General features: G+C 64.2%; 22 protein-coding genes. 12 read left to right on the top strand and 10 right to left on the bottom strand.

Annotation, left to right across the window (positions count from 1 at the left end; genetic code table 11):
• Positions 1-5: 5 nt before the first annotated feature.
• The gene (locus tag A6723_RS21005) at positions 6-911 is read right to left on the bottom strand and encodes a LysR substrate-binding domain-containing protein (protein WP_054906938.1); all 906 of its coding nucleotides are present in this window, start codon (positions 909-911) and stop codon (positions 6-8) included.
• Between the two features lie 133 nt (positions 912-1,044).
• Here A6723_RS21005 and A6723_RS21000 point away from each other — a divergent pair, with 133 nt between their 5' ends.
• Complete coding sequence (locus tag A6723_RS21000) at positions 1,045-1,653, top strand: FMN-dependent NADH-azoreductase (protein WP_054906937.1); 609 nt, start codon at positions 1,045-1,047, stop codon at positions 1,651-1,653.
• Positions 1,654-1,838: 185 nt separating this feature from the next.
• Positions 1,839-2,864 (top strand): alpha/beta fold hydrolase, encoded by a 1,026-nt coding sequence (locus A6723_RS20995; protein ID WP_054906936.1) that lies wholly within the window; start codon positions 1,839-1,841, stop codon positions 2,862-2,864.
• A 79-nt stretch (positions 2,865-2,943) separates the two neighbouring features.
• On the opposite strand, the gene A6723_RS20990 is transcribed toward A6723_RS20995, so the two are convergent.
• Complete coding sequence (locus A6723_RS20990; RefSeq protein WP_045217481.1) at positions 2,944-4,533, bottom strand: ABC-F family ATPase; 1,590 nt, start codon at positions 4,531-4,533, stop codon at positions 2,944-2,946.
• A gap of 246 nt (positions 4,534-4,779) precedes the next feature.
• On the opposite strand from A6723_RS20990, the gene A6723_RS20985 reads away from it, so the two are divergent.
• The gene (locus A6723_RS20985; RefSeq protein ID WP_054906935.1) at positions 4,780-5,730 is read left to right on the top strand and encodes a phospholipase D family protein; all 951 of its coding nucleotides are present in this window, start codon (positions 4,780-4,782) and stop codon (positions 5,728-5,730) included.
• Between the two features lie 158 nt (positions 5,731-5,888).
• Positions 5,889-6,170: a hypothetical protein gene (locus A6723_RS20980; RefSeq protein WP_054906934.1), complete on the top strand. Its 282-nt coding sequence runs from the start codon at positions 5,889-5,891 to the stop codon at positions 6,168-6,170.
• A 69-nt stretch (positions 6,171-6,239) separates the two neighbouring features.
• On the opposite strand, the gene A6723_RS20975 is transcribed toward A6723_RS20980, so the two are convergent.
• The 5 genes from A6723_RS20975 to A6723_RS20955 form a co-directional block, all read right to left on the bottom strand.
• A complete protein-coding gene (locus A6723_RS20975; RefSeq protein WP_054906933.1) occupies positions 6,240-7,517 on the bottom strand; it encodes an OprD family porin in 1,278 nt (425 codons plus the stop codon).
• A gap of 283 nt (positions 7,518-7,800) precedes the next feature.
• Complete coding sequence (locus A6723_RS20970) at positions 7,801-8,982, bottom strand: MFS transporter (protein WP_054906932.1); 1,182 nt, start codon at positions 8,980-8,982, stop codon at positions 7,801-7,803.
• A gap of 154 nt (positions 8,983-9,136) precedes the next feature.
• Positions 9,137-9,691, bottom strand: a complete 555-nt coding sequence (locus A6723_RS20965; protein WP_054906931.1) for a putative glycolipid-binding domain-containing protein — start codon at positions 9,689-9,691, stop codon at positions 9,137-9,139.
• On the bottom strand, positions 9,691-10,053 hold the full coding sequence (locus tag A6723_RS20960) for an MmcQ/YjbR family DNA-binding protein (RefSeq protein ID WP_024767269.1): 363 nt from the start codon (positions 10,051-10,053) through the stop codon (positions 9,691-9,693). Before A6723_RS20960 ends, A6723_RS20965 begins: the two co-directional genes overlap by 1 nt.
• Before the next feature lie 12 nt (positions 10,054-10,065).
• Positions 10,066-10,344 carry a peptidylprolyl isomerase gene (locus tag A6723_RS20955; RefSeq protein WP_024767268.1) on the bottom strand — a complete coding sequence of 93 codons (279 nt, stop codon included), beginning with the start codon at positions 10,342-10,344 and terminating at the stop codon, positions 10,066-10,068.
• Between the two features lie 186 nt (positions 10,345-10,530).
• Between A6723_RS20955 and A6723_RS20950 the strand changes: the two genes are divergently transcribed.
• On the top strand, positions 10,531-11,760 hold the full coding sequence (locus A6723_RS20950; RefSeq protein WP_175405569.1) for a PilT/PilU family type 4a pilus ATPase: 1,230 nt from the start codon (positions 10,531-10,533) through the stop codon (positions 11,758-11,760).
• Between the two features lie 230 nt (positions 11,761-11,990).
• On the opposite strand, the gene A6723_RS20945 is transcribed toward A6723_RS20950, so the two are convergent.
• Positions 11,991-13,241 carry an OprD family porin gene (locus A6723_RS20945; protein ID WP_054906930.1) on the bottom strand — a complete coding sequence of 417 codons (1,251 nt, stop codon included), beginning with the start codon at positions 13,239-13,241 and terminating at the stop codon, positions 11,991-11,993.
• A gap of 520 nt (positions 13,242-13,761) precedes the next feature.
• On the opposite strand from A6723_RS20945, the gene A6723_RS20940 reads away from it, so the two are divergent.
• Complete coding sequence (locus tag A6723_RS20940) at positions 13,762-14,646, top strand: DMT family transporter (protein ID WP_024767266.1); 885 nt, start codon at positions 13,762-13,764, stop codon at positions 14,644-14,646.
• A 116-nt stretch (positions 14,647-14,762) separates the two neighbouring features.
• On the opposite strand, the gene A6723_RS20935 is transcribed toward A6723_RS20940, so the two are convergent.
• Positions 14,763-15,581 carry a helix-turn-helix transcriptional regulator gene (locus tag A6723_RS20935; protein ID WP_054906929.1) on the bottom strand — a complete coding sequence of 273 codons (819 nt, stop codon included), beginning with the start codon at positions 15,579-15,581 and terminating at the stop codon, positions 14,763-14,765.
• Positions 15,582-15,749: 168 nt separating this feature from the next.
• Here A6723_RS20935 and A6723_RS20930 point away from each other — a divergent pair, with 168 nt between their 5' ends.
• Positions 15,750-17,192, top strand: coding sequence for a sodium:alanine symporter family protein (locus A6723_RS20930; protein WP_054906928.1), 1,443 nt, complete (start codon positions 15,750-15,752; stop codon positions 17,190-17,192).
• 86 nt (positions 17,193-17,278) lie between these two features.
• Complete coding sequence (locus A6723_RS20925) at positions 17,279-18,274, top strand: asparaginase (RefSeq protein ID WP_054906927.1); 996 nt, start codon at positions 17,279-17,281, stop codon at positions 18,272-18,274.
• Between the two features lie 15 nt (positions 18,275-18,289).
• Here A6723_RS20925 and A6723_RS20920 read toward each other — a convergent pair whose 3' ends face one another.
• The gene (locus A6723_RS20920) at positions 18,290-18,916 is read right to left on the bottom strand and encodes a response regulator transcription factor (RefSeq protein ID WP_024767262.1); all 627 of its coding nucleotides are present in this window, start codon (positions 18,914-18,916) and stop codon (positions 18,290-18,292) included.
• Between the two features lie 265 nt (positions 18,917-19,181).
• Between A6723_RS20920 and hpaC the strand changes: the two genes are divergently transcribed.
• From hpaC to A6723_RS20900, 4 genes are all read left to right on the top strand, one after another.
• Complete coding sequence (hpaC, locus tag A6723_RS20915) at positions 19,182-19,703, top strand: 4-hydroxyphenylacetate 3-monooxygenase, reductase component (protein WP_024767261.1); 522 nt, start codon at positions 19,182-19,184, stop codon at positions 19,701-19,703.
• A gap of 42 nt (positions 19,704-19,745) precedes the next feature.
• Positions 19,746-20,678 (top strand): catechol 1,2-dioxygenase, encoded by a 933-nt coding sequence (gene catA / locus A6723_RS20910; RefSeq protein WP_064979854.1) that lies wholly within the window; start codon positions 19,746-19,748, stop codon positions 20,676-20,678.
• A gap of 259 nt (positions 20,679-20,937) precedes the next feature.
• Positions 20,938-21,786: a CoA transferase subunit A gene (locus A6723_RS20905; RefSeq protein ID WP_054907657.1), complete on the top strand. Its 849-nt coding sequence runs from the start codon at positions 20,938-20,940 to the stop codon at positions 21,784-21,786.
• Positions 21,786-22,313 (top strand): CoA-transferase subunit beta (locus tag A6723_RS20900; protein WP_064979853.1); only part of this gene is annotated, 528 nt, incomplete at its 3' end. The genes A6723_RS20905 and A6723_RS20900, both read left to right, overlap by 1 nt.

Genomic DNA, 22,313 nt, shown 5'->3' with positions numbered 1-22,313 from the left:
CCCGCTCAGACCGGCCAATCGTCCTTCGAGAAACCCTCCTCGAGATAATCGAGCAAGGCCCGCACCGCCGGCAGGATGCCTCGCCGGTGCGGGTATACCGCCTGCAGGTATGCCTCCGGTTCGCTCCAGGCAGGCAGTACGCGCACCAGGCGACCGTCCTCCAGTTCCTCGGTGCAGTAATGCAGCGGCAGTAACGTCACTCCCAGCCCCGCCAGCGCCACGTTCTTGCGCAGGTTGAAGTCCTCCACTGCCAGCCGTGCCTCCAGCGCGACTTCCTTGATTTCACCCTGCGGGCCGGTCAGCTTCATGTGCACGCGGCGGTCGTTGTCGATGGCGCCGAGGACGGGCAGGGTGGCCAGGTCTTCCGGCACGCGCAGCTTGACGCCTTTGAGCAGCGAAGGCGCAGCCACCAGCGCGGTCTTCGCCATGCGCAGGCGCCGCGAGATCAGCGACAGGTCCTCATCGCCCGGCGCCCGTACCCGCAGGGCGACATCGATGCTTTCGTTGAGCAGGTCGACGCGGCGGTTGGTCAGCATCAGCTCCAGGTTCACCTGCGGATAGGCGGCGAGAAAGCCCGGCAGCATCTCGTTCAGCGAGGTTTCCGCCAGCGCCACCGGGCACGACAGCCTCACCCGCCCGCGGGGTTCTGCGCTCAGTTGTGCGGCCACCTCGTCCGCCATCTCGGCTTCCACCAGCATCGCCTGGCAGTGCCGGTAATAGCGCTCGCCCAGGTCGGTGAGCGCCAGCTTGCGGGTAGTGCGTTGCAGCAGCCGCACATTCAAGCGCGCTTCCAGCTCTGCTACTCGTCGCGACAGGCGCGACTTCGGCAAGCCCAGCAGGCGTCCGGCGGCGGCGAATCCACCAGCCTCCACCACCTTGGCGAAATAGAAGAGGTCATTGAGGTCCTGCATGGGATTGTCCTGCTGGTGAGACGAATCATTGCATTTTTGCGGACTTATCGAAGATTGGCCACATGCGTAGTCTTGCCTTCAACGACGAATTGCTCCGCCAGACTCCCTGGCCACCTTCCCCGGAGAGAAAGACATGAAACTGCTGCACATCGATTCCAGCATCCTCGGCGACAACTCCACCTCCCGCCAGCTGAGCGCCGAGCTGGTCGCTGCCTGGGCCGCCGCCGAGCCGGGTGTCGACGTCACCTACCGTGACCTCGCTGCCGACGCCATCAGCCACCTATCTGCCGCCAGCCTGGTTGCCGCCGGTACTCCGGCAGAACTGCGCGACGCCGCGCAGAAGCACGAAGCCGCCCTGGGCGAGCAGAGCATCGAAGAGTTCCTGGCTGCCGACGCCATCGTGATTGGTGCGCCGATGTACAACTTCTCGATCCCCAGCCAGCTGAAGGCCTGGATCGATCGCATCGCCGTTGCCGGCAAGACCTTCCGCTACACCGAGAGCGGCCCCGAAGGCCTGGCTGGCGGCAAGAAGGTCATCATCGTCTCCACCGCCGGCGGCATCCATGCCGGCCAACCGAGCGGTGTCGCCCACGAAAACTACCTCGAGCTGGTGCTGAACTTCCTTGGCATCACTGACATCGAGGTCGTGCGTGCCGAAGGACTGGCCTACGGTGACGAGCCGCGCCGCAACGCCATTGCCGGCGCCCAGGCGAGCATTGCCAGCCAGTTCGCCGCTGCCTGAGTCACGCCGCTGAAAAAAGCCCCGCACTGCGGGGCTTTTTCTTTTGCCGTCCGTCTGCCGTTTCAGGGCGCTGAAAACTGGCGCGTACTATGCAGATATTTCCGTTTGGCGGTGCCCGGCGGCTTTTTTTCCTGCGATATGCCCCGTGGCGCCTGATCTGGATACGTTTCAGGACGGTGTGCACCATGGCGAGGCGCCTGCTCTGGGTTCTTCTGCTCGTTACTTTCGGTACCGCGGTCAGTACCTCCAGCTGGGCCTCTTCCGGTTGGGGCGTCGGATTCCATCGCCTTCAGGTGAGCGACCCGCTGGATCAGCAGCCGATGAAGGCCATCGCCTTCTACCCGACGCGTGCCGCCGAACAGCCCTTGCACCTGGGCAATTTCATCCTCGACGTCGCCTATGAAGGCAAGACCGCCAACGGGCGCTTCCCGCTGCTGGTGATGTCCCACGGCAACTACGGCACGCCGCTGGCCCATCGCGACCTGATCGAGGCGCTGGTGCGCAAGGGCTTCGTGGTGGTGACGCTGCTGCATCCCGGCGACAACCTGCATGACCACAGCCGCCTGGGCGCGCTGAGCAATCTCTACGGGCGGCCGCTGCAGGTTTCCGAAACCATCAGCGCCGCGCTGCTCGATCCGCAGATCGCGGCCATCGTCGACCCGCGCAAGGTCGGTGTGATCGGCTATTCCGCCGGCGGTGAGACCGCTCTGATCCTGGCCGGCGCCCAGCCGCGCCTGGAGCGGCTGATCAAGTATTGCCAACAGCACCCGGACGACCGTGATGCCTGCAGCGAGAAAGGGGAAGTGCGCGCCGACCGCAGCGACCTGGTGCCCATGGCCGACCCACGCGTTGGCGCCTTGCTGCTGCTCGCGCCGCTGAGTCTGATGTACGGTGCCCATGAGCTGGAGGACGTGCAGGTGCCCGTCCTGCTCTACACCGGCAACGACGACCAGATCCTCGACTGGAAGAAGAATGCCGGCGCGCTGGCTCGCAAGCTGCCTCAGCAGGCGGACCTGCGGGTGCTGGATGGGGCAGGGCACTTTGTCTTCATGTCGCCCTGTTCGGAAGAAGAGAAGGAAGCCACGCCGGACCTGTGCACCGACACCCAGGGCGTCGACCGCCAGGCCATCCACCGTGACCTGGCCGCTTCGGCGGCGGAGTTCTTCGACGTCAGCCTGGGTAGCGCAACGATGCAGACGTCGGGACGCTGATTCAAGGAATCCCGACCAGAAGGCACCCAAGAAAAAGCCCCGCACAGAGCGGGGCTTTTTCATCTGGGCAGGGGCGTGATCAGACGATCACACCCTGGCTGCGCAGGTAGTCATCGTAGGTGCCGCTGAAGTCGGTCACGCCGTTTTCCGACAGCTCGATGATGCGGGTCGCCAGGGAGGAGACGAACTCGCGGTCATGGCTGACGAAGATCAGGGTGCCCGGATAGTTTTCCAGCGCCAGGTTGAGCGACTCGATGGACTCCATGTCCAGGTGGTTGGTCGGTTCGTCCATCACCAGCACGTTCGGGCGCTTGAGGATCAGCTTGCCGAACAGCATGCGACCCTGTTCGCCACCGGAGATGACCTTCACCGACTTCTTGATGTCGTCGTTGGAGAACAGCATGCGGCCGAGGGTGCCGCGCACCAGTTGCTCGCCGCCCTGGGTCCACTGGGCCATCCAGTCGAACAGGTTGTAATCGTCCTCGAAGTCCTCGGCGTGGTCCTGGGCGAAGTAGCCCACGTCCGCGCTGTCGGTCCACTTCACTTCGCCGGCAGTCGGCGCCATTTCGCCGACCAGGGTGCGCAGCAGGGTGGTCTTCCCGATACCGTTGGGGCCAATGATGGCGATGCGCTCGCCGGCTTCCACCTGCATGCTCAGGTTCTTGAACAGCGCGGTGCCGTCGAAGCCCTGGCTGACCTTTTCCAGCGTGACCGCCTGGCGGTGCAGCTTCTTGTGCTGCTCGAAGCGGATGAACGGGCTGACGCGGCTGGACGGCTTGACCTCTTCCAGCTGGATCTTGTCGATCTGGCGTGCACGGCTGGTGGCCTGCTTGGCCTTGGAGGCGTTGGCCGAGAAGCGGCTGACGAAGGTCTGCAGCTCGGCGATCTGCGCTTTCTTCTTGGCGTTGTCCGACAGCAGGCGCTCGCGGGCCTGTTCGGCCGCGGTCATGTACTCGTCGTAGTTGCCCGGGAACAGGCGCAGCTCGCCGTAGTCCAGGTCCGCCATGTGGGTGCAGACGCTGTTGAGGAAGTGACGGTCGTGGGAAATGATGATCATGGTGCTGTTACGCGCCGTGATGATGTTTTCCAGCCAGCGGATGGTGTTGATGTCCAGGTGGTTGGTCGGCTCGTCGAGCAGCAGCAGGTCCGGATCGGAGAACAGTGCCTGGGCCAGCAGCACGCGCAGCTTCCAGCCCGGAGCGACGGCGCTCATCGGGCCGAAGTGCTGGTCCAGCGGAATGCCCAGGCCCAGCAGCAGCTCGCCGGCGCGGGATTCGGCGGTGTAGCCGTCGAACTCGGCGAACTGGACTTCCAGCTCGGCCACGGCCATGCCGTCTTCCTCGCTCATCTCCGGCAGGGAGTAGATGCGATCACGCTCGGCCTTGACCTTCCACAGTTCCTCGTGGCCCATGATCACGGTGTCGATCACGCTGAAGTCTTCATAGGCGAACTGGTCCTGGCGCAGTTTGCCCAGGCGCACGCCGTTTTCCAGCATGACCTGGCCACCCGAGGGCTCCAGTTCGCCGCCAAGGATCTTCATGAAGGTGGACTTGCCGCAACCGTTGGCGCCGATCAGGCCGTAGCGGTTGCCGTTGCCGAACTTGACGGAAACGTTTTCGAACAGCGGCTTGGCGCCAAACTGCATGGTGATATTGGCGGTGGAAATCAACTGACTGACCCTTGGCTGGACATGGTGCGCGCCGGGCGCTGACGGCGCGGGCGGGCAGGGAAGGCGCGGTCGTCGAACGAGACCGACAGGCGCCTGGCAAAGCCGCTCATTATGCCATGACCAGGGACGGGCTGCATGCTTTGCCGCTGCAGCGCCCGATTTGCGGGCATAGGTCGGCATCCGACAGTTGAAACCCCCCATTGTCCTGCATCAGAATTCGGTGTTCAGAATTCTGGTGGGGGCTGTATGAAAATCCTAAACGCTCAACATTCGCTCAAGCAGTACCTGGAGCAGGTCAGCGGCAAGCTGATCACGGTCGTCTCGGCCTCCGCCAGTGAAACCGAGGGACTGATCGAAACCCTGGTGGAGAAGGGCAATCGCCTGGACCTGCTGGTGGGCACCATCAATTCCTTCACCTCGCCGGACTTCATCGACTTCTGCGTCCGCGACGCCGGCAAGGGCGTGACCCTGCATGTGGATTTTCGCGCGCAGAACAGCGTGCACTGGAAGCTGCTGCTCATCGAGCCGGACGTGGTGATCCTGGGCAGCGCCAACTTCACCGAGATCGGCCTGAGCCTGACCCGTGATACCTGCACCGTGATCCAGGATGCGGCGCTGTATGCCGATTACCTGGCGCGCGTGACCGAGATCAAGGGCATGGATGGCGTGGTGCTGGGCGAAGACATTCCCACGTTCGACGAGCAGCTGGAAGAGTACCGCCAGAGCCATCGCCGCGTGCAGGCGAGCCTGGCGCGCAGCGCGCAGTACCTGGACGGCGAGAGCTGGCTGGGTGACGAGACCAACCAGAGCATCCCGCTGTTCATCTGGTACAGCGACCACTCCGACGAATCCGAGGAGCAGGCCGAGGCCTTCCTGCACGCCAGCAGCGATGGCGTGGACTGGGACGACGTGCGCGAGTTCTTCACCTACGAATGCGCCGAGGGTGTACTGCCCTACGAAGAGGGCGACATGGTGCTGACCGCGCGCTGCAATGGCACGCACATCGGTTTCTACACCTTCGACCGCATCCTCTACCGCAACGGCACCTACTTCATCTACTCCTATCGCAAGAAGCGCTATACCCAGCCGTTCAAGCTGGAGGACGCCAAGGAGCGCCTGAAGGACGTGATCCCGGACTGGTACGAGGAAATGCGCACTTCCCTCAATCGCCACGACATCAACAGCGTGGTGCGCTGACGCCTCGCCATTCATCGGCGCGCAGCCGGCCTATCGACGGGTAGAACCCTGCGCGCCTTGGCATTTTCCGCCGTGCGGACTAGCATCCTGCCAGTATCTCGACGTCGCATGCTGCTGTTGCGTGAGCCCGTCAGAAACCTGTCAGGAGGCAAAGGATCATGCCGCAACTTCCCCCCGATGAAGTCCCCGTTCGCCGGCGCATGCGCTGGCACTGGCGGCTGTTGACGCTGAAGATCTACATCCTGTCGGTATTCCTGCTCGCCTGCATGCTGGGCGGCAGCGCGATGCTATTCCTCAATACGCTCAACGAGACCCTGGAGCCCGCCCAGCGAATCGGCTCGCTGTGCGCTGGCGGGCTGATTCTGCTGCTGTGCCTGCATATCCTGCGCATGGCCTTGCCGCCGATGCCCTGGTTGCCAAGGCGGCGCGGCGTGGAATAGACGCCGGAATGAAAAACGCCCCGTGGCATCGCTGCCACGGGGCGTTTTACTTCGAGCCTGATCAGATCATCAGAAGATGTTGACCGGGTACTCGACGAAGACGCGCACTTCGTTGCCGTCGTCGTTGTAGGAGCGGGCGTCGTTGGACACGCGCAGCCAGGAACCGCGCAGCTTGACCGACAGGTCCTTGGCCGGGCCGTCCTGGACGACGTATTTCAGCTGGTTGAAGATTTCGCGCTCTTTGCCATTGCTGGTCTCGGCGGTCTTGATGTTGTCGCCGTAGACGTAGGCCACGGTGTAGCTCAGGCCCGGAACGCCGTACTCGGTGAGGTCCAGGCTGTAGCTGCCCTGCCAGGAGCGCTCGTCCTCGCCGTTGAAGTCCGACCAGTAGGAGTTGGCCAGCCAGATGGTGGTGCCGCCATCACCCAGGCCGCCTTCGTTCTGGTACCAGCCGTACTGGTAGCCGGAGTCGCCGTTGTTGCGCTGGTGCGCGACCATGAAGGTGTGGGCGCCGATGTTGTAGGCGGCCGACAGGCTCCAGATGGTGTTCTTGGTGCCGTCGATGCCGTGGTCGGCAGCGAAGTCTTCGTTCACGCGGGTGCGATAGCCGTTGAAGTCCAGGGTCAGGGACTGCTTGTCGGCCACCGGGATGACGTAGTTCAGGTTCATGTACTGCTTGCGAGCGACGTCTTCGCTCTCGTAGCCGTACAGCGAGCCGCTGAAGTTGTCGGTGAACTTGTAGCTGCCGCCGAACACGTCGATGCGCTTCAGGCCGCCGCTGTCACGCCCTTCGGCGCTCTTGCGGGTTTCCGAGGTGAAGCGGCCGACGTTCAGTTCCAGGCCTTCGATCTCCTTGGAGGTGATCAGGGTGCCGGTGAAGCTTTCCGGCAGCAGGCGGGAGTTGTCGTAGCTCAGCACCGGCAGGGCCGGCATCTGGTCACCGTACTTGATCACGGTGTTGGAGAAGCGAGCCTTCACCGCACCACCGGCGCGGGCCAGGTCGTTGGCGGCTTCGCCGCTGTCGCCCTGCTTGAAGAAGTCGATGCCGGCAGCGCCGCTCTTGCCTTGGCCGCCATCCAGACGCAGGGCGTACATGCCGAAGGCGTCAACGCCGAAGCCCACGGTGCCCTGGGTGAAGCCGGAGGTGAAGGTGGCGGTAGCAGCCTGGCCCCACTCGGCCTTGTCGTCGCGGCCGTGCTTGTAGTCACGATTCATGTAGGCGTTGCGGAAGAACAGGTCCAGGTGGCTGTCTTCGACGAAGCCCTTGGCGGTGGACTGGTCTTCGGCCATGGCGGCGGTCGACGCGAGGATCCCCAGTGCGAGCAGACTGATCCGGTGGTTCAGCATCTTGATTTCCTTAATGGTGCAGCGCCAGCGAACAGAAAGAAAAAAGCTCTCCGCCCCGTAGTGCGTGAACGGGGTAGGTGGAGTCCTGTGCTGGCATGTTCTTTTGGTTGTATTCGGGGCGTGGTCGCCCCGGCGCCGCGGGATGATAACAGAGGATCGAACTTTTTCGTCCAGGCTCTGTCATGCGGATGTCATGATGACCTGATCAACGGTGATGGCTCCCGGATCACGGGCGCTCGAAGGCAATCAGCGCTGTTACGGTTCTAATGCTGCGCCGTGTCAATCAGGGCTGCTGATAGGAATGTTGATAGAGCCACAAACTGAGCATCAGCCCGCTGAATGCTGCGAGCGCGGCGCAGAGGAAGATCGAGCCAAAGCCGAAGCCGTTGGCGATGGCGCCCATCAGCGGCCCGGTAACCCCCAGCGACACGTCGATGAACAGCGAATAGGCGCCCAGCGCGGCGCCGCGATTGGAAGCAGGCACCAGGCCGACGGCTTCCACGCCCAGCGCGGGGAACACCAGGGAGAAGCCGAAGCCGGTCAGCGCCGCGCCGGCGAGGGCGATCCATGGTGTCGGAGCGCTCCACAGCAGGAGCAGGCCGAGGCTTTCCACCGACAGGCAGGCAATGGCGACGCGGAAACCGCCGTGGCGGTTGATGGCGTTGGCGAACAGCAGCCGCGCGCCGATGAAGCAGCCACCGAAGGCGGTCAGGCAGTAGACGGCGTCTTTCCAGCCGAGGCTGGCGTAGTAGAGCGTGATGAACGTGGCGATGGTGCCGAAACCTATACCGCCCAGTGCCAGGCCCATGCCGTGGGGGAATACCCGGCCGAGTACGTGGTGGAAGGGCATGCGCTCGCCATGCACCAATGCCGCGGCGCGCTTGGGCCAGGCCAGGGCGAAGCCGAGCGCCGCCAGCAGGACTACGCTGCCTCCCAGGCTGGCCAGCCCGAGTTGGCCGACCATCAGCACGCCCAACGGCGCGCCAATGGCCAGGGCGCCGTAGCTGGCGATGCCATTCCAGGAAATCACCTTGGCAGTGTTCGCCGCGCCGACGCGGTCGATGCCCCAGGCGATCGAGGCACTGCCGACCAGGCTTTCCGAGGTGCCCAGTACCAGGCGTGCAGCCATCAGCAGGCCGAGGCTGATCCACGGCAGGCCCTGCATCGCCCAGGAACCGAGCATCAGCGCGCCACTGCCGGCGCAGCCGAGCATGCCGTAGAGCACGGCGCGCTTGGGGCCGAGAGTATCGATGACCTTGCCGGCGTAAGGGCGCGTCAGCAGGGTAGCCAGGTACTGGATGCTGATGACCAGGCCCGCCATGACCGAACCGAAGCCGAGGTCGGTGTGCACATAGCCGGGGAGCACGGCCAGCGGGATGCCGATGGTCAGGTAGGCGATGAAGGTGAACAGGACGACGGACACCACTTGCAGGGTGGACGCGGTGGAGCGGGTCTGGGCAGGCATGAGCAGCAGTTCGGTACGGCAGGTGGGTGCTACATGATGGACCGCAGTGGGCATGTAGGAAAGCTAGCTAACGAACTACCTGGATATGGTTTTGCGTAGGCGCCAGCCAGGGGTGTCATCCGCAGGAACAAGCTCGCTCCTACCGTAATGCCTGTCACACCCGGCGGAAGAGTGTCGGGTAATCGATCACCAGGCCTTCGGCATCCACTGCCAGCAACGCCTGAAAGTCCGTGCCTTCCAGGTTTTCGTACAGGTAGTGAGAGGCGTCGATGCGTGTATAACCCTGGCGCATCCGCACCGGCTTGAGTTTCGGCGCTTCCAGATACACCACCGCCAGTTCGCGGCGATCGCCGTCAGCCAGTTGCAGGCGGCGGATCGGGAAGGTATTGGTGAAGGGCGACGGCCAGATGTCGATATCCAGGCATCCTTCCAGCTCGCTCAGCAACTCGCCGCTGCCGCTTCGCCAATGGCCTTCGCCATCGGTCAGCAGGTGAAGCTGATGCGCAGTGCGCTCGCTCTCGACGGAGAAATGCGCCTCGCGCAGGCGCCATTGGCTGTCCCACTCCAGTTGATACTCCAACTGATAGGGCGGCCCGCCAGCCTCGTCGATGGCGCGCAGTTGGCTTTCCGCGCGGCCGTCGCCCAATTGCAGGGACTCCCAGCTGGAAGTCGGCGCGTGCCACAGGCCTTCCCAATTCAGCGTGCGCATCAGGGCGTCTCCAGCACGAGGCCCAGGCGCTGCCGCTTGGGCAGGCGGGCGACCACCAGTTGGTGCGAACGGGTCAGGGCCTCGCGAAGTTCGGCATCGCCCATGGGGTAGGGGCGCTGCATGGAAATCCAGAAGGCCCGCGCCAGGTAGGGCGCAGGGCGGATGCCGGGGCGGTCGACATAGCCCAGGAACAGCTCCGGGCCGACCTTGAACGCCAGGCCGCCATTGCCGCTGTCGAGGAAATCGAGGATGGCGAACATCTTGTTGCCCGCCACCGAGAACACCCGGTTGCTGCCCCACTTGATGTCTTCGCGGGCGCCGGGCAGTTCCAGGCAGAAGCGGGCGATCTGTTGCGGCGTCATGACTCGGTTCCCTCAGTCCCGGAAATAGACCTCGACCAGATGGTAGCCGAACTGGCTTTTCACCGGGCCGTGGACCACGCCGACCGGCTTCTTGAAGATTACCTGGTCGATGGACTTCACCATCTGGCCGGGGCGAACCTCGCCCAGATCACCGCCGCGCTTGCCGGAAGCGCAGGTGGAGTGCTTGCGCGCCAGGGCGGCGAAATCCTCGCCCTTGGCCAGGCGCTGCTTGATCTGCTCGGCTTCGGCGGCGGTCTTGACCAGGATGTGGCGGGCCATGGCGACGGGCATTGTTTCGTGTCCTTAAATGAAAGCGTCTGGGCGCGATTGTACGGCAGCAGTGATGCAGGTCGCATTTCGCGATGGGTTGCATTGTCTGGCCTGGGGGCGCTCCATAGAGTCAATAAGCAAATTCTTATTTATAGGGCGCCGCTTACAGACGGCGTCCGCCGCCACCTTGCGTACGGATGCAGTTCAATGGATATCCAAGCGATGCTCAAGATCCTGGCCACCCAGGATGGTTCGGATCTTTACCTCTCCACCGGCGCGCCGCCCTGCGCCAAGTTCAACGGGGTGCTCAAGCCCCTGTCCAACGAGCCGATGAAGGCAGGCGATGTCGCCCGCATCGGCTATGGGCTGATGGACGAGGAGCAGCGTGCGGAGTTCGACCGCGAGCTGGAGATGAACCTGGCGATTTCAGTGCCCGGTGTAGGCCGTTTCCGGATCAACCTGTTCAAGCAGCGCAATGAAGTGTCCATCGTGGCGCGCAACATCAAGCTGGACATTCCGCTGTTCGACGACTTGAAGCTGCCCGAAGTGCTGCTCAAGGTGGTCATGGAGAAGCGCGGCCTGGTGCTCTTCGTCGGCGGTACCGGCTCGGGCAAGTCCACCTCCCTGGCGGCGCTGATCGACCACCGCAACCGCAACAGCGGCGGCCACATCATCACCATCGAAGACCCCATCGAATACGTGCACCGGCACCGCAAGTCGATCATCAACCAGCGCGAAGTGGGCGTGGACACCCGCAGCTTCCATGCCGCACTGAAGAACACCCTGCGCCAGGCGCCGGACGTGATCCTGATCGGCGAGATCCGTGACCGCGAGACCATGGAGCACGCCCTGGCCTTCGCCGACACCGGCCACCTGGCGATCTCCACGCTGCACGCGAACAACGCCAACCAGGCGCTGGACCGCATCATCAACTTCTTCCCCGAGGAGCGCCGGCCGCAGTTGCTCAACGACCTGGGCAACAACCTCAAGGCCTTCGTTTCCCAGCGCCTGGTACGCACCCAGGACGGCAAGCGCCGTGCAGCAGTGGAAGTGCTGCTGGGCACGGCGACCATCAGCGACATCATCAAGCGTGGCGACTTCAGTTCGATCAAGGAGATCATGGACAAGTCCCGTGCCCTGGGCATGCAGACCTTCGACCAGGCACTGTTCGACCTGGCGGTGGAAGGGGCGATCACCGAGGAAGAGGCAGTGAAGAACGCCGACTCGGCGAACAACCTGCGGTTGAAGCTCAAACTGTACAAGGACAACCCGGGCAGCGTCGGCAGCACTGCCACACCTGCGGCTGCCAAGCCAGCCGCCCCGGCGCCGGTTGCTCCGCCGCCGGCCGCCCAGCCTGTCGAGGCTTCGAGCTGGGGGCTGGAACTGGCGCTGGAAGAGATCGAGGCGGAAGACGCCGAGAAGCCGGCCGGGCAGTAAACCGCCAGCTGAACGAAGAAAAAGCCCCGGCATGCCGGGGCTTTTTCATAAGAAGGGCTCATCTGTAGGAGCGGATTGGCCCGCGTGACGCCGATTCTCCACTCCTGAATTCGAGCTGTAGCAGGGGCGGACTCTATCCGCGATCGACTCGTCGCCGCACGGTCAACCAAGTTGCTGGGCCAAGCCATCGCGGCCGGAGTCCGCTCCCACGCGAAATGCTGAGCGCGGTGTCAGAGCAGCGACAGCGGATAGCTGATGATCAGCCGATTCTCGTCGAAGCTGTTGGTGCTGCCCCAGTCCCGGCGCATGGTCGAGTTGCGCCACTTCACGTTCAGCGTCCTGAAGGTGCCGCTTTGCACCGTGTACGCCAGTTCACTCTCGCGGCCCCATTCGCTGCCATCGGTGGTGCTGGCGTTGTGCACGTTGTCGCCGTGGATGTAGCGGTTCATCAGGGTCAGGCCGGGAATGCCGAAGGCGGCGAAGTCGTAGTCATGACGCAGTTGCCAGGATCGCTCCTTCGCGCTCTCGTAGCTGGCGTTGTAGCTGTCGTTGGCGAGGGTGCCACCGCTGGTGCCATTGACGCGGAACCATTCGTCATCGCCCATGACCTTCTGCAGACCGAGGTAGAAGGTGCTTGTACCGTACTTGGCCGAGAACATCCCGGAGAATGTCCGGTTGTCGAGGTCTCCGGCCTTGGCACTCCCATCCTCCTTGCCCCAGAAGTAGCCGATATTCGCACCAAGTACCCAATTGCCCAGCGGCTGGCTGTGCTGCAGTTGCAGGTATTGCTGCTGGTAGATGTCCTTCAGTTGCGCATTCCACAGGCCGACCAGCGTGCGGTCGCCGTTGAAGCGGTATTCGCCACCGGCGAAGTTGAAGCGGTCCGAGGTGTAGGCGGGGCGGTTGAACAGTGACATGTCCTCCATGCTGGCGTCGTTGCGCGGGCTATTCTGGCGGAACTGGCCGCCGTAGAGCGTCAGGCCGTCGATTTCCTTCGAGGTGACCTGGGCGCCCTGGAAGGTCTGCGGCAGCGAGCGGCCGTCGTCCGAGCGCAGGATCGGCAACACCACCATCCATTCACCGGCCTTGAGTTCGGTGTTCGACACCTTGGCCTTGCCGGCCACCGCCAGGCGACCGAAATCGTCGGCCGGGCGGCCATCGTCGTGGGTCGGTAGCAACTGGGTGCCGGCCGTGCCCTTGCCGCCATCGAGCTTCAGGCTGTAGAGCCCGAGCACGTCCAGGCCGAGCCCGACGGTGCCCTGGGTGTAGCCGGAGCGGGCGTCGAGGATGAAGCTCTGGGTCCATTCCTCCGCCTTGTCCTGGCGGGCTTCGCCGACGTAATTGCGGTTCATGTAGAAGTTGCGCAGCAGCAGGCTGGCCTTGGCGTCATCGAGAAAGCCGCCTTCCTCGGCACTGGCCAGGACGGGCAGGGCGGGTAAGAGGCAGACGCTGATGGTGAGATGCGGCAGGTGGCGGAGCATGGGGTATTCCCTCGGCATTCTTGTCATTGTTGAGGCGAGCAGAGACCTCCGCGCGGCCCTTTCGGAGGGCGGCGGATGGAGGACAAAGGCGGTCAGGACGCGGATCAGCCAGGCGCGACAGGAATGTGCGGAGGGGCGGTACGGGCGATGCACGCGCGCAGGCGTGCCAGGGTGAACATGAGCATGTGAACGGACCTTTCTTATAGTTGTTGGCGCCGCATCGAGGCGGCGGCTGGGTCCATAGTGGTGCTCCGCAGCGACGCGCCGCAATTCGCCTGAGGCGTAAGCGTTCGCTGTTCGAACATGAATTAACCAAATGGAACATTCTTCCGCCGGCATTGCGCGTAGGATGCCTGGCACAACGCCGAGCAGGACTTGTATCGCCCGGCCTTTCAGCGGACCCGCGAGGTGCTCGGGCAGCGGCGCGGCGGATTCTTTCTGCAGAGCCTCCTGCTAGGCTGTCCTGCTCTCCATGTTGGCCCCCGTGCCGGCCGCATCTGCCTATTGAATCCGTGAGTCGATGAGTACCAGCCAATCGCCGTTGTCCGGCGTCCACCAGCCCTTCAAGGGCATCCTGCTCATCGTCCTGGCGACCTTCCTGTTCTCCAGCCACGACGCGTTGTCCAAGTACCTGGCGAGCATCTACCCCATCGTCATGGTGGTGTGGGCGCGCTATGTGGTGCACACGCTGCTGATGGCGGGCATCTTCCTGCCGCGCGCCGGCCTCGCGGTGCTGCGGACCCGCCATCCGTTCCTGCAGACGCTACGGGCGCTGTGCCTGCTGGGCACCAGCTTCCTGTTCACCACGGGGCTGCAGTACATCCCGCTGGCCGAGGCAACTTCGGTGAACTTCCTCGCGCCGCTGCTGGTGACGGCATTGTCGGTACCGCTGCTGGGCGAGCGGGTCAGTTTCGGCCAGTGGGCCGCAGTGCTGGTGGGCTTCGCCGGCGTGCTGGTCATCGTCCACCCCGGTGGCGACCTGTTTACCCCGGCAGTCCTGCTGCCCTTCGGTTCGGCGCTGTGTTTCAGCTTCTACCAGTTGCTGACCCGCAAGCTCAGCCAGGTGGATAGCCCGACCACCAGCAACTTCTTCGCCGGGTTGTGCAACACCCTGATCGTCAGCGCACTGGTGCCGTTCTTCTGGCAATGGCCGGGACTGGTCCACGGACTGATGATGCTGGCCCTGGGTACCTGTGGGATGACCGCGCACCTGTTCCTGACCCAGGCTTTCAAGCATGCCGCGCCGGCTCTGCTGGCACCGTTCAGCTATTGCCAGATCGTCTTCGCCGGGTTGCTGGGGTTCGTGATCTTCGGTCATACGCCGGAGCCGTCGGCGCTGCTGGGGATTGCGGTGATCTGCGGCAGCGGGCTGGCGGCGGCCTGGCTACAGAGCCGCAAGGGGTAGGGCGACACCGTTGCTGTAGGAGCGAGCTTGCTCGCGAACAGCCCAGCGTCGGAGCAACCGGTGAATCCGTTCGCGAGCAAGCTCGCTCCTACAGAAAGCAATAGCGCCGAGCAGGCTTACTCGATCTCGAACAACCCATGGCGGATCGGCCCGACCTGCAGGCGCTGGCGCACGTCATCGTCGATGCGCGGGTCGTCCGGCTGGTACAGCTTCACCTGGCGATAGGCGCTGATGCGGTTGATCTCCGGCCCCAGGTACTCCCAGACCACGCGAGTGCAGGCCGGGGTGCGCCGGTCGCCGCTGGAGACGCCGGTCTTCAGGCCGTTCAGTCGTGTGATGCGGCTCTTGAAGCTGGGGATGAGGATGGTCTGGCTCATTTCGTTGACGGTGAGCGACTCGTAGTCCATCAGGAACACCCGGTCCTGCAGCTGGAACGCTGCGCCCAGGTAGCGGCAACGCACCCAGTCCTCGGCCTGCACGTCGGTGCTGCTGGAGCGCTCCTGGCGCTCCTGGCGTTCGAAGAGGAAGTTGCCGTCCTCTTCGTACAGGTGCACCAGCGAGAGCAGGATCGAGCCGGGGACCGACATGCAGTTGGAATATTCGAAGTAGTAGCCGCAGTAGCGCGACAGGTTGCCCGCGTGGTCGCGCAGCGGGCGGAGCATTTCCAGCAATGGATCGTCGCGTTGCACGTTGGCCTGCGAGGTGCCGCGCGCACCAATCAGCCGGGCGAATTGCTCGGGCGGCAATTGCAGCTCGTAGACCTCGACGCCGAAGAAGTCGCCAATCCGCTTGAGGTTGTACGCGGTGGGCTGGCTCTGCCCGCCGAGGTACTTGTTGAACTGTGCGCGGTTGATCGAAAGCTTGCGGCAAACCTCCGAAATAGAGCGGTAGTGCGCGCAAAGCAGCTTGAGATTGGTGCCGAGGTTTTCGGACATTCGTGCCAGGTCCAGGTGATGCGACTGGCGCAATTATAGCGTCAGGTAGCATCAATTCGTAGCAAGCCGCGAAATTGTTTCGCAAAGCTTCGGGCGCAACCATGCGTCCCCAGTGAGCGGACCAGCCCCAGGTCCGTGCTCCCACAATAACAATCGAGGCCCCAGCACATGCTCGACGCGATCAACGATTTCCTCTCCGGGAAAGTCCTCATCGTCCTCATCGTAGGACTCGGCGCGTATTTCACCATCCGCTCCCGTTTCGTCCAGTTCCGCCACTTCGGCCACATGTTCGGCGTGTTCAAGGAGTCGATCCGGGGCCAATCCGGCCAGCTGAGCTCGTTCCAGGCACTGATGCTGAGCCTCGCCGGCCGCGTGGGTGCCGGCAATATCGCGGGTGTCGGCATCGCCGTGACCCTCGGTGGCCCCGGCGCTGTGTTCTGGATGTGGGTCACCGCGCTGGTGGGCATGTCCAGCAGCTTCTTCGAGTGCACCCTGGCCCAGGTCTACAAGCGTAGCGACGGCAATGGCCTGTACCGCGGCGGCCCGGCCTACTACATCCAGCACGGCTTGAAGCTGCGCTGGATGGCCATGACCTTCGCGGTCCTGCTGCTGGTGACCTACGGCTTCGCGTTCAACGGCCTGCAAGCCTTCACCGTGACCCACTCGCTGCAGAATGCCTTCGACATCCCGGTCCTGTACTCGGGCATCGCCCTGGCCGTGCTGCTGGCCATCGTGTTCTTCGGCGGCATCCAGCGCATCGCCGCGGTTTCCGACCTGCTGGTGCCGGTCAAGACCCTCGCCTACATCGCCGTGACCCTGTACGTGATCGCCACCCAGATCGAACTGGTGCCGGGCATGCTGACCACCATCGTCAAGAGCGCCTTCGGCCTGGAGCCGGCCTTCGCCGGCCTGCTGGGCAGTGCCATCGTGATGGGCGTGAAGCGTGGCGTGTTCGCCAACGAAGCGGGCCTGGGCAGTGCGCCGAACGTGGCCGCAGTCGCCGCCGTGCGCCACCCGGCGTCCCAGGGTGTGGTCCAGGCGTTCAGCGTGTTCCTCGACACCTTCGTCATCTGCACCTGCACCGCGCTGCTGATCCTGCTCTCGGGCTTCTACACCCCGGGCTTCGAAGGCGACGGCATCACCCTGACCCAGAACTCGCTGGCCGCCGTGGTCGGTGACTGGGGCCGCATCTTCGTCAGCGTCGCGCTGTCGCTGTTCGTGTTCACCTGCATCACCTACAACTACTACCTCGGCGAAAACGCCCTGCAGTTCATCGTCGGCCGCAGTCGCACCGCGCTGATCGCCTTCCGTGTGCTGGTGCTGGGCCTGATCCTCTGGGGCTCGATGCAGAACCTGGGCACCGTGTTCGCCTTCGCCGACATCACCATGACCTGCCTGGCCTTCGTCAACCTGGTGGCCCTGGCGATGCTGATCAAGACTGGCCTGCGCGTGATGCGTGACTACGACGATCAGCGCCGCGCCGGTATCGAGCGCCCTGTGTTCGATGCCAGCAAGTTCTCCGACCTGGACATCGACCACGACGCCTGGCGCGACGCGCACAAGATCAATTCGACCGCTCCGGCCCACGGCAGCCTGCCCGCCCAGGGCTGATCCGCTGACTTTGGTCTGATACGCAAGGCCGGGACTTCTCCCGGCCTTGCGGTTTATCCTGTGAACTTTCCTACAAGAGCACTGGCATGCGTTGCGTGAAGAACCTCTTCGTCCTCTATACCGGCGGCACCATCGGCATGCTGCAGACTGCCGAAGGCCTGGCGCCGGCTGGCGGTTTCGAAGCGCGCATGCGCGAACAACTGCAAGGCCACGGCGAGATTCACCTCGACTGGTCCTTCAGCGAACTGCAACCGCTGCTCGACAGCGCCAACATGACCCAGGCCAACTGGCTGGCCATGCGCGACGCCATCGTCGGCGCGGTGGAGCAGGGCGACCATGACGGCGTGCTGGTCCTGCACGGCACCGACACCCTGGCTTACAGCGCTGCGGCACTGTCCTTCCTGCTCCTGGGGCTGGATGTTCCCGTGGTGTTTACCGGCTCCATGCAGCCGATGGGCGCGCCGGGCAGCGATGCGCCGGCGAACCTGCTGGGCGCGCTGAATGCACTGGAAGCCGGTGTCGAGCCGGGTGTCTGGTTGTATTTCAATGGCGAGATGATGCACGGCGCCCGTGTCACCAAGCTGCGCAGCGAGGCGTTCGATGCCTTTGCCGTGTTGCCGCGTGAGCGCAAAGGTGAACGCGCGGAATCGCTTCCTGCCGAACTGAGCTATCGCCAGCCGCGCCAACCGGTGAACCTCGCCGTGCTGCCGCTGTTCCCCGGCCTGCGTGCCGAGCACCTGCGCGCGCTGCTCGGCAGTGGGGTACAGGCGTTGCTGCTGGAGTGCTACGGCAGCGGTACTGGTCCGTCGGATAACGAGGAGCTGCTCGCGGTATTGCGCGAGGCTCATGCTCGCGGCGTGGTGCTGGCTGCGATCAGCCAATGCCCGCAGGGGCACGTGGCGTTCGATGTCTATGCCGCGGGCAGTCGCCTGCGCGATGCGGGGCTGGTTTCCGGCGGAGGCATGACCCGCGAAGCGGCGCTGGGCAAGTTGTTCAGCCTGATCGGCAGCGGCCTGGCGCCGGCCGAGACGGAGCGCCTGTTCGCCCTCGACCTGTGCGGCGAGCGCGTCGAAACGAATTAAGGGAGAGCGCCCCGGTCAGGGGCGCGATTCTTCCAGCGGCACGTTGAGCACTTCGCGCACCAGCATGGCGATGCTGCTCACGCCCATCTTTTCCTTGATCTTGGTGCGGTGCACATCGACGGTCTTGACGCTGATGTTCAGCTCGCGGGCGATGACCTTGCTGGCCTTGCCGTCCACCACCATCATCAGGATTTCCCGTTCCCGCCCGGTCAGCAGGTCGAGCTTGTGCTGCAGGACCTGCTTCTGCTCCTGCCCGGCGTGTACCTGTACCGCGCTTTTCAGTGCGGCCTGGATGCGATCGAGCATCTGCTGCGGGTTGTAGGGTTTCTCGACGAAATCCAGCGCGCCGTTCTTCATCGCCTTCACCGACATGGGGATGTCGCCATGGGCGGTGACGAAGATGGTCGGCAGGGCGATGCCCTTGTCGTTGAGCATTTCCTGCAACTGGAACCCACTGGTCTCGGGCATACGCACGTCGAGCACCAGGCAGGCGGGGAGCTTGGGGTCGTATTCGCGCAGGAACTCCTCGGCGCCGCCGTAGCACAGCGATTCGATGCTGACCGATTCGAGCAGCCAGGCGAGGGAGGTGCGCAGGTCCTTGTCGTCGTCGACGATGTAGACCACGGGTTTTCTAGCATCCATCAGGCGTTGCCACTTTCTTTTTTATCGTTGTAGAGCTGCACGTAGGCCGCGTACGCCGGGCTTTGGCCCGGTCGCCGCAATGGCATGCCCCGGAGCATACCCATAGTCGGCGATGCTGACGATAAAGAAACCACCTACATGACTAGCGGCCACCACCCTCTGGCGTGGTAATCGTCTGAATGTTTCGCGCCCTGGCGCTGCCCTACGCTGGCCCCATACAAGAAAGGCCGGGCGTGCCGGCCACTCCAGCACAAGGGGCGAAGACATGGCCAACACCCTCAGCCAGACCCAGATCGATTTCCGCAACGCCATGGCGCAACTGCCGGCGGCGGTGAACATCATCACCACCAACGGCCCGGAAGGCCGCTGCGGCATCACCGCCAGCGCGGTCTGCTCGGTCACCGACTCGCCGCCCACGGTGCTGGTCTGCGTCAATCGCGGCAGCGCCACCCACGATGTGTTCCGCAGCAACGGCCACCTGTGCGTCAACGTGCTCTGTGGCGAGCAGGAGGAACTGGCCAAGCACTTCGCCGGGATGACCAAGGTGTCCATGGAAGAGCGCTTCGCCTGGGACCTCTGGGACGACGGCTACGCCGGCCTGCCGGTGCTGCGCCAGGCGCTGGTCAGCCTGGAGGGACGTATCAGCGACTGCAAGGAAGTCGGCTCGCACACCGTGATGTTCGTCGAACTGGAAAAGGTCGCCGTGCGCGAGCGCCAGGACAGCCTGGTGTACTTCAACCGGGTCTTCCACCGTGTCGACCGCGAGGCCGTGCGCTGCGCCAGCTGATTCCCTGCTGACTCCGAAAACAACAAGAACGAGGTGATCAACGTGACCCTGAAGATTTCCCAGACTGCCGATATCCAGACCTTCTTCGAAGAAGCCAGCGGCGCCCTGAACGATGCCGGCAACCCGCGCGTGAAGAACCTCGTCCTGCGCATYCTGCAGGACACCGCGAAGCTCATCGAAGACATGARCGTCACCCCCGACGARTTCTGGAAAGCCGTGGACTACCTCAACCGCCTCGGCGCTCGCCAGGAAGCCGGCCTGGTGGTCGCMGGCCTGGGYATCGAGCATTAYCTCGACCTGCTGCTGGACGCSCAGGACGCCGCYGTCGGCATCGAAGGCGGSACCCCGCGYACCATCGAAGGCCCGCTCTACGTGGCCGGTGCRCCGWTGTCCGAAGGCGAAGCGCGGATGGATGACGGAAAAGATGCCGGCACCGTGATGTTCCTCTCCGGCCGCGTGTTCGACCTCGACGGCAAGCCGCTGGCCGGSGCCGTGGTCGACCTCTGGCACGCCAACACCAACGGCACCTAYTCGTACTTCGACAGCACCCAGTCCGAGTACAACCTGCGCCGCCGCATCGTCACCGACGCCGAAGGCCGCTACCAAGCCCGCAGCATCGTGCCCAGCGGCTACGGCTGCCCGCCGGACGGCCCGACCCAGGAGCTGCTKAAYCARCTSGGCCGCCAYGGCCAGCGCCCGGCGCACATCCACTTCTTCATCTCCGCGCCGGGGCATCGCCACCTGACCACGCAGATCAACCTSGCCGGYGAYCAGTACCTGTGGGACGACTTCGCCTAYGCCACYCGCGAYGGGCTGATCGGCGAGGTGCGTTTCGTCGAGGACGCAGCCGCYGCCAAGGCRCGCGGMGTRGAAGGGCGCTTCGCCGAGATCGAGTTCGATTTCCAGCTGCAGCMGGCGGTTTCCGCCGATGCCGAAGATCGCAGCAACCGCCCCCGCGCGCTGCAACAAGCCTGAAACCTGTAGGAGCGAGCTTGCTCGCGAACGGATTCCCCGGCCGCTCCAGCGCTGGGCGGGTTCGCGAGCAAGCTCGCTCCTACAAAAGACCGCGCCTCCCGCAGACTCGCTCAAGTGGCAATCCTTACTCCCAGAGCAGCCGTTAGCCCCCTAAGAGAAGTGTTCGATATTCGCACCAATAGTCGATTATCGCATTGTTCGTCCATCCCCCCGGCGGTACCTTTTTCCCACCCGCACCACCCTTACAACGAGACCGACCATGGCTGAACTCCTGACTCTCCGCGAAGCGGTCGAGCGCTTCGTCAACGACGGTGATACCGTCGCGCTCGAAGGCTTCACCCACCTGATCCCGACCGCCGCTTCCCACGAGCTGATCCGCCAGGGCAAGAAAGACCTGCACCTGGTACGCATGACGCCCGACCTGGTCTACGACCTGCTGATCGGCGCCGGCTGCGTGCGCAAGCTGACTTTCTCCTGGGGTGGCAACCCCGGCGTCGGTTCGCTGCACCGCCTGCGTGACGCGGTGGAGAAGGGCTGGCCGCGCGAGCTGGAGATCGACGAGCACAGCCACGCTGATCTGGCCAACTCCTACGTCGCCGGCGCCTCGGGCCTGCCGTTCGCCGTGCTGCGCGCTTACGCCGGTTCCGACCTGCCGAAGGTCAACCCGAACATCAAGTTCATCAACTGCCCGTTCACCGGCGAGCAACTGGCCGCCGTGCCTTCGGTTCGCCCGGATGTCACCGTGATCCACGCGCAGAAGGCCGACCGCAAGGGCAACGTGCTGCTGTGGGGCATCCTCGGCGTGCAGAAGGAAGCCGCCCTGGCCGCCAAGCGCTGCATTGTCACCGTGGAAGAAATCGTCGACGACCTGAACGCGCCGATGAACTCCTGCGTATTGCCGACCTGGGCACTGTCCGCCGTCTGCCACGTGCCCGGCGGCTCGCACCCGTCCTACGCCCACGGCTACTCCGAGCGTGACAACCGCTTCTACCAGGCCTGGGACCCGATCGCCCGTGACCGCGACACCTTCAACGCCTGGATCGATACCTACATCCGCGGCACCAAGGATTTTGCCGAGTTCCAGACCAAGCTCGCGGAGGCCAAGTAATGAGCGCCTACAGCACCAATGAAATGATGACCGTGGCCGCCGCCCGCCGCCTGAAGAACGGCGCTGTCTGCTTCGTCGGCATCGGCCTGCCGTCCAAGGCCGCCAACCTCGCGCGCCTGACCGCGTCCCCTGACGTGGTCCTGATCTACGAATCCGGCCCCATCGGCGCCAAGCCCAGCGTGCTGCCGCTGTCCATCGGCGACGGCGAACTGGCCGAGACCGCCGACACCGTGGTGCCCACCGGCGAAATCTTCCGCTACTGGCTGCAGGGCGGGCGCATCGACGTCGGCTTCCTCGGCGCGGCCCAGGTCGACCGCTTCGGCAATATCAACACCACCGTCATCGGCGACTACAACAAGCCGAAGGTGCGCCTGCCGGGCGCCGGCGGGGCGCCGGAGATTGCCGGTTCCGCCAAGGAGGTGCTGATCATCCTCAAACAGTCGCACCGCACCTTCGTCGACAAGCTGGCCTTCGTCACTTCGGTCGGCTTCGGCGAGGGCGGCGACCACCGWAGCCGACCGAAAGAT

The organism is Pseudomonas sp. AU11447 (assembly GCF_001672555.2).
In the GTDB taxonomy this organism is placed as follows: domain Bacteria; phylum Pseudomonadota; class Gammaproteobacteria; order Pseudomonadales; family Pseudomonadaceae; genus Pseudomonas; species Pseudomonas nitroreducens.
Note: the sequence above shows the minus strand (reverse complement) of the source record. Positions and strands in the feature narration are given on the sequence as shown.